Below are 6,942 nucleotides of genomic sequence, written 5' to 3'. Positions count from 1 at the left end.
CGGGCCAGTTGGCATGGGGCGGGTTGCGGCCGTAGCCGATCAAGTCACGGGGGTAGTCCGAGGGAGAGGGGTGCATCGTTCAGAACCCTTTTATTGTATACAACAAACACAATAAAATGTGCCCAATGAACTTGCAAGCCGAGTTGCCTGGCAGATACTCGGCTCAACCGAGTGTCATCAGCGCCCGGGCCTGAAGGAGGGCAGCATCCAGTGAGTCCACCAGGCGGCAGCCCGGGTAGTCTGGCAACTCTCTGACCATGCCCACGAAGGCAGCGCCACCGATGATGATCACATCCGGTTCGAGGCTTCGATGCTGACGCTCGACTACCGCCTGGACCCGGCTACGCGCCTCGCCACGCTGTTCCGGCAGCCGCAGGTCCGCCACCTCCACCGCCTCGACGGCCAGGCAGCGCCGAGTGGCGCCCAGCTCGTGAAGCATGTCGTCGATCATTCTCGGCCAGCGTCGTCCCGGAGTGATGATTGAGAAGCGACTGCCCAGCTGCAATGCCGAGATCACCGACGCCTCCAGCATGCCGACCACCGGAACCGGGCTGAGCTCGCGTACCGCCGCCATGCCGGGCTCGCCGAAACAGGCGAGCACCACGGAATCCGCGGGACGCTCACCCGAGGCAAGATGACGCTCGGCCAGCTCGACCACTGCGGCGCCGGACAAGGCGGCATCACGCCGGGATTCGACATAGGCGACACTTCGGTGAGCCGTCTCGGTCAGCACCTCTGCCCTGCCTTCCAGCAGCTCACCGGCTCGTCGCGCCATCTGCTCGGTCATCGCGCGGTTGGCATTGCCGTTGAGCAGCAACAAACGCATGACACCTCCCTCTGGTGGCCGAGTCATTATCGGTCCTCCGCGTTGTCGAGTCGGAAGCAGGCCGCCAGGTGTTGCTCGCCCGGGCTTCTTAGCTCGGGCACCGCCTCGCGGCAGGCCTCCACGGCTCTGGGGCAGCGGGCCGCGAAGGCGCACCCCGGGGGCGGCGAAGCCATATCCGGCGGCGAACCGGGAATGGCGCTGAGCCGCCGGCCGCGCAGCTCGCCGGAGGCTCGGGACTGCATCAACCCCAAGGTATAGGGATGACGCGGGCGACCTATGACCGCATCGACCGTGCCGGTCTCCACCACTCTTCCGGCATACATGACGGCGATGCGATCAGAGATCTCGTTGGCCACCCCCATATCGTGAGTGACAAAAATCACCGACATGCCCAACTCACGCTGCAGGTCCCGCAGCAGCAGCAGAATCTGGATCTGCACCGTCGCGTCCAGAGCCGTGGTCGGCTCATCCGCCAGCAGCAGGCGCGGACGACAAGAGAGCGCCAGAGCGATCATCGCTCGCTGGCTCATGCCACCCGAGAGTTCATGGGGATAGTTCGACAACCGTCGCTTCGCCGAGGGGATGCGCACCAGTTCAAACAGTTCGAGGGCACGAGCCAGCCCCTCGGCATGGCTCACTCCCTCGTGGCGGCGTACCGTCTCGGCGATCTGGTCGCCGATACGAAACACCGGGTCGAAGGCCAGCATCGGCTCCTGGAAGATCATCGAGGCGATACTCCCGCGATAGCGAGAGAGCTCACCGCGCGACATGGCCAGGATATCCTCTCCCGCCACACGCACCCGGCCGCTGAGCAGGGTGCGCTGTTCGGGCAAGAGTCTCATCAGGCTGCGCAGCGTCACGCTCTTCCCGGAGCCACTCTCCCCCAGGATCGTCAACACCTCACCACGGGCCAACGACAGATCAACCCCATTCACCGCCTGCACCTGGCGACCCGGGGTTCGGAAATGCACTTTCAGGTCACGCACCTCGACGAGCGACTCGGCACCCGTCGCCGCTACCGGCGCCTCGTCCTCGGCCAATGTCTCCGGAGTCGCGATGGGCATCATGTCGAAACCTCCTGATCAAGAGCTTCCTGCTGCCGACCCTGGGCCTGCACCTCGGTGGCCCTCAGACAGGCCGAGGAATGCCCCCCTCCAGGCAAGGCTTCGAGTTCGGGCTCCTGGTCGTGGCAGGCCGCCACCGCCATGGGGCAACGCGGGCAGAAGCGGCACCCCGGCGGCAGGTCGATAGGGTTGGGAGGATCTCCATCCAGGGGCGCCACCTGGGTACGACGCAGCGGATCCATGGAGGGCATGGCCGACATCAAGGCGCGGGTGTAGGGGTGGGCAGGGGCTCGGTAAAGCGCCTCACTGTCACCCAGCTCGGCCACCCGGCCAAGATACATGACCATCACCCGATCGCTGATGAAGCGCACCACATTCAGGTCATGGGAGATGAACAGGTAGGTCAGACCGTACTCCCGCTTGAGATCCTCCAGCAGGTTGAGCACCTGTGCCTCCACTGACTTATCCAGGGCCGAGACGGCCTCGTCGAGAATCAGCAGGCGTGGCTCGAGGGCCAGGGCCCGAGCGATATTGATGCGCTGTCGCTGGCCGCCGGAAAGCTCATGGGGATAGCGGCTGGCAAACTGATCGGGCAACAGACCGACCTGATCGAGCAGCTTGCGCGCCCGCTGGCGCGACTCGCGCTTGCCTAGCCCGTGCACCTGGGGGCCGAAGGCGATGGAGTCCTCCACGCTCATCCGTGGGTTGAGCGAGGCATAGGAATTCTGGAATACCATCTGCATCTGGCGGCGCATGTCGCGCAACGACAGCCCGCCCATGACATCCACCGGATCGCCATCGAAGATCATCTCGCCGGCATCCGGGGTCAACAGGCGCATGAGAAGGCGCGCGGTGGTGGACTTGCCACAGCCCGACTCGCCGACGATGCCCAGGGTCTCGCCCTTGCGCACCTCCAGGTCGACACCGTCCACGGCATGCACCTTGCAGGCCGGCTTGCCGGGGCCGCCGCCTTTTATGAGGAAGTGCTTGCGCAGGCCACGAACGCTGAGCAGCGGTTGAGCCTTGCCGCCACGGTCTCGACTGGCATGATCACTCGTCGATAGGGCGTTGGAGATAGCAGTCTTCATAACTTGACATCCATGGCGGTGCGCAGCCCGTCGCTAAGCATGTTGAAACAGATCGATACCGTAAAGATCATCGCCCCCGGCAGCACCGTGACCCAGGGGTTCACGTAGATGGCATCCCGCATGGTATTGAGCATCAGCCCCCACTCTGGCATGGGTGGCCGCGCCCCCAGTCCCAGGAAAGAGAGCCCCGAGGCCAAAATCATGCTGACGCTGATCAACGAGGTGGCATAGACGAAGATCGGGCCCAGCACATTGCCCAGCACATGACGCTGGATGATGGTCAGACTGCGGGCTCCGCTGGCCCGGGCGGCCTCGATGTAATCGACGTTGCGCACCTGGGTGGTCACACTCTCAGCCACCCGGGCGATCGGCGGAATGAACACCACGGTGAGGGAGAACAGCGAGTTTATGAGCCCCGCGCCCAGAGCCCCGGCCAGGGCAATTGCCAGCAGCACCGCGGGGAAGGCGTAGAAAACATCGATCACCCGCATGATCAAGGTATTGGTACGGCCGCCGACGAAGCCAGCGACGATGCCGATGGCGCTGCCGATGACGAAGGCATTGATCACCGGCATCACACCGATCAGCAGTGACAGTCGGGCACCGTAGATCAGCCGCGACAGGACATCGCGCCCCAACTCATCGGAGCCCAGCCAGAAACCGGGGCTGCCGATGGGCTGCAGGCGGCTGAGCATGCTGGTGGCATAGGGATCCACCGGCGCCACCCAAGGTGCCAGCAGCCCAACCAGCAGGATCGCCAACAGGATCAATCCGGCAACCAGGGCCACCGGGTCACGGCTAAGCCGACCGAATACCGAATGCCAGTACCCCTTGGTCGGTGCCGCTGGGAGGGGCTCATGGGCCGCACTGGCGTCGAGAGTACTTGACGACATGACAGACTCCTTCCGGGTATCAACCGCGCTGGATGCGAGGATCCAGGCGGGCTTGGGCGAGATCGACGATCAGGTTGAGCGCCACGAAGAACAGCGCCAGGACCAGGATAGTGCCCTGCAGGATCGGCAGGTCGCGCTGGAAGATGGCGTTGTTGAGCAGCAGCCCGGTGCCGGGCCACGAGAACACCGTCTCCACCAGGATGGAGCCACCCAGCAAGTAACCCAGTTGCAGGCCCATTACCGCCAGAGCGGTTGGCGCCACGTTCTTGACCACATGCAGGAAGACACGCCGCTCGGCCAGACCCTTGGCGCGTAGCGCCTCTACGAACTCGTGCGCCAGGATATCGGCGACCATGGCACGTACGGTGCGGGTCACCACGCCCATCGGGATCACCGACAGGGTCACTGCGGGCAGAATCAGGTGGCGAAGGTAGGCCCATTCGAAGGCCCAGTCACTGGAGCTACCGGGGCCGGCCCCTGAGGAGGGTATCCATCTCAGCTCCACCGAGAAGATGATCACCAGCAGCATACCCAGCCAGTAGTGGGGAATACTGACGCCACCCACGGCGAAGCCGGTCACCAGACGGTCGAGCCAGGACCCCTGGAAGTAGCCGGCCAGGGTGCCGAAGGTACAGCCCATGGTGAAGCCAATCATGGAGGCGGCAATGGCAAGGATCAGGGTATTCTTGAGGGCGCTGAAGACCTCGCTGGTGACTGCTCGGCCGTTGGCCGCCGAAAGACCCAGGTCACCCTGGACTGCGCGACTGACCCAGAGCGCAAACTGCTCGGGCAGCGGCCGGTCAAAGCCATAGGCACTCTGCACCATGGCCACCACTTCGCTGGGAGCATCCGGCGACACCACGGCGTCCATGGGATCGCCGGGAGAAAGGTGCACCAGGGAAAAGCAGAAGAAGCTCACCGCCAGGGTGATGGGGATCACATACAGAATCCGCTTGAGGAAATAGTTGTTCATCTCGCCTCCGGGTCGGCAGCGGCGCCCCCACAAGAGAGGGCACAGCCGTCACGGCTCACTCCCCGACGGTGACCGGGGTCAGGTCCTGGAACCAGTTCTTGGCCTGGACGAAACCTTGGACCCGCGGGTGCATGGCGCGCGGACCCACGTCATGGGCCACCCACAACCAGGCGGCGTCATCCACCATCCGGGCATGGAACTCGGCGAGGATGCTGTCCTGCTCTTCCTGATCGAAGGTCATGCGAGCCTTGTCGAGCAGGCGGTCATACTCCGGATCATCCATGTAACCCCAGTTGAAGCCACTGGGTGGCGCCATACTGGAGTGCATGAAGCGGTAGAAGGCGGCAAAGGGGTCGAGCCAACCGAAGCTGATATTAGTGGCATGTGCATCGCGACTGGTCTGGTGGTCGGCACCGCGACGCCAGTTTGGAAACAGCGACTCCCAGTCGAGCACCTCGAAGTCGAGCTCGATGCCCACCTCGGCCAGGTTCTGCTGGATATACTCGTTCATGGCCAGCGGCTGCATCTGGCCCGAACCGGAGGTCGAGATCAGCACCTTGATCTCCACGGGGTTGTCGGGGCCGTAGCCGCTATCGGACAGCAGACGCCGAGCCTCCTCAGGGTCATGACGTATTTCGAAATCCGGCTCGCCGAACCAAGGATGGTCAGGTGTCACCGTGCCCACCGCGGGAACCATCAGGCCGCCCAGCAGCGCCTCGAGGCCTTCCCGGTCCACCGCCAGATTGGCCGCCTTGCGCACATTGATGTCGCGCCAGGGGCTGCCCTCGAGCATCGAGAACTGATAGGGCCAGGTATGGGGATAGGGGTTGCTGGTAATGGTCATCCCCTCGGATTCCATACGCGGTATGGCATCCGGTGCCGGCGTCTCGATCCAGTCCACCTGGCCGGAGAGCAACGCCGAGGTGCGGGAGCTCGACTCCGGCATGGGAATCAGCTCCAGCCTGTCGAGACGGGGCACCCTGGCTTCGTCCCAGTAGTCGGGATTAGGCTCTAGTACCGCTCGCTCGCGGGGGACCAGGCTGGCCAGCTTGAAGGGGCCGGTGCCGGAAGGCTGGCGGGCGAACTCGTCCCAATCCCCGTCCAGGGCTTCCCACTGAGCGGGACTGGAGAACAGCAGAAAGGTCAGCTGGTAGGGAAACCAGGCATCCGGCTCGCTGGTGGTGAAGCGGATGCTGTGCTCGTCGATCTTCTCGTAGCCGTCCATGGAGGGGATGCGGCCGCGCACGTTGCCCGCCTGGCGGGCATCGAACTGGGGAGAGTCCTCGTCATAGACCTTGTCGAGGTTCCAGATCGCTGCATCGGCGTTCCACTCGCTGCCGTCGTGGAAGGTAACACCCTGGCGCAGCCTGAAGGTCCAGACCCGGCGGTCCTCCTCGTCCACAACCCAGGACTCTGCCAGTCCCGGCGTCAGGCCACTCACCTCGTCGGCCGACGACATGTCCCAGTTGATCAGGGCGTCATAAACCGTGTAGCCAAGAAAACGATAACCCTCGAACCCGCTATCGGGCTGGCCAGTGGTCAAGGGTATATCGGACGCGGTCATGGCGATCCGCAGGACCTGTTCGTCGGAAAGGGCCGGGGTGGCTATCACCGCCAAGCTGGCCGACACCAGAGCGATGCGCCGGCTTCGACGCAGGCCGGTTACCATCATATTGTATACCATGTCTTTATTCCCCTTTCTGGATCTTGTAGCGATCAGGCACAGGATCATCGCCTGACATCCACTTGAACGATGCAATAAAGGGGCCAATATGGGGTTCTCCTGCAGTACGGGCCGGCCTATAGCCCTAATCTTCGTGTACGAATTTTTATTTTTTCGTATACATAAAAGAGGTTAGGTCGTTCGACGGAACCGGAAGGAGGCGAACGCCAGCGAGTCCCGATATGGCGCTGGCGAGTCGGAGGGGAGGCACCAACGGCAAAAGATGCACCATTACGGTGTAAGCAGAAGAGGCATTGCGCCAGAATGGCAAGAACCGAAAGCGTCGGCGTCAGGCACTGAAGATGCTGTGCAGGTCCGGGGCCTCCTCGGTCTCTTCGATGATGGAGAGCGAGGCCTCGATGGCCTTGAGGTGGC

Annotated in this window: 6 protein-coding genes; all 6 read right to left on the bottom strand. The window is 63.5% G+C overall.

Annotation, left to right across the window (positions count from 1 at the left end; translation table 11 throughout):
* Nucleotides 1–163: 163 nt before the first annotated feature.
* From IBX53_RS13625 to IBX53_RS13600, 6 genes are read right to left on the bottom strand one after another with little or no spacing between them, the layout of a single operon-like run.
* Nucleotides 164–826, bottom strand: coding sequence for an aspartate/glutamate racemase family protein (locus tag IBX53_RS13625; protein WP_290910152.1), 663 nt, complete (start codon nucleotides 824–826; stop codon nucleotides 164–166).
* A gap of 26 nt (nucleotides 827–852) precedes the next feature.
* On the bottom strand, nucleotides 853–1,893 hold the full coding sequence (locus IBX53_RS13620; protein WP_290910150.1) for an ABC transporter ATP-binding protein: 1,041 nt from the start codon (nucleotides 1,891–1,893) through the stop codon (nucleotides 853–855).
* On the bottom strand, nucleotides 1,890–2,978 hold the full coding sequence (locus IBX53_RS13615; protein WP_290910148.1) for an ABC transporter ATP-binding protein: 1,089 nt from the start codon (nucleotides 2,976–2,978) through the stop codon (nucleotides 1,890–1,892). Before IBX53_RS13615 ends, IBX53_RS13620 begins: the two co-directional genes overlap by 4 nt.
* Complete coding sequence (locus tag IBX53_RS13610; RefSeq protein ID WP_290910146.1) at nucleotides 2,975–3,871, bottom strand: ABC transporter permease; 897 nt, start codon at nucleotides 3,869–3,871, stop codon at nucleotides 2,975–2,977. The genes IBX53_RS13615 and IBX53_RS13610 overlap by 4 nt, the downstream gene beginning before the upstream one ends.
* A gap of 19 nt (nucleotides 3,872–3,890) precedes the next feature.
* Entirely contained in the window at nucleotides 3,891–4,844 is a 954-nt protein-coding gene (locus IBX53_RS13605; RefSeq protein WP_290910145.1) for an ABC transporter permease, read from the bottom strand.
* Between the two features lie 55 nt (nucleotides 4,845–4,899).
* On the bottom strand, nucleotides 4,900–6,528 hold the full coding sequence (locus IBX53_RS13600) for an ABC transporter substrate-binding protein (protein ID WP_290910143.1): 1,629 nt from the start codon (nucleotides 6,526–6,528) through the stop codon (nucleotides 4,900–4,902).
* Nucleotides 6,529–6,942 lie beyond the last annotated feature (414 nt).

The sequence above is a fragment of the Halomonas sp. genome, assembly GCF_014859505.1.
Taxonomy (GTDB): Bacteria; Pseudomonadota; Gammaproteobacteria; order Pseudomonadales; family Halomonadaceae; genus Halomonas.
The sequence above is the reverse complement of the archived record's forward strand: the minus strand, read 5'-3'. Positions and strand labels throughout refer to the sequence as shown.

Coding starts and splice junctions, on each gene's coding strand:
- IBX53_RS13625 (WP_290910152.1), bottom strand. CDS start 826: ATGCGTTTGTTGCTGCTCAACGGCAATGCCAACCGCGCGATGACCGAG.
- IBX53_RS13620 (WP_290910150.1), bottom strand. CDS start 1,893: ATGATGCCCATCGCGACTCCGGAGACATTGGCCGAGGACGAGGCGCCG.
- IBX53_RS13615 (WP_290910148.1), bottom strand. CDS start 2,978: ATGAAGACTGCTATCTCCAACGCCCTATCGACGAGTGATCATGCCAGT.
- IBX53_RS13610 (WP_290910146.1), bottom strand. CDS start 3,871: ATGTCGTCAAGTACTCTCGACGCCAGTGCGGCCCATGAGCCCCTCCCA.
- IBX53_RS13605 (WP_290910145.1), bottom strand. CDS start 4,844: ATGAACAACTATTTCCTCAAGCGGATTCTGTATGTGATCCCCATCACC.
- IBX53_RS13600 (WP_290910143.1), bottom strand. CDS start 6,528: ATGGTATACAATATGATGGTAACCGGCCTGCGTCGAAGCCGGCGCATC.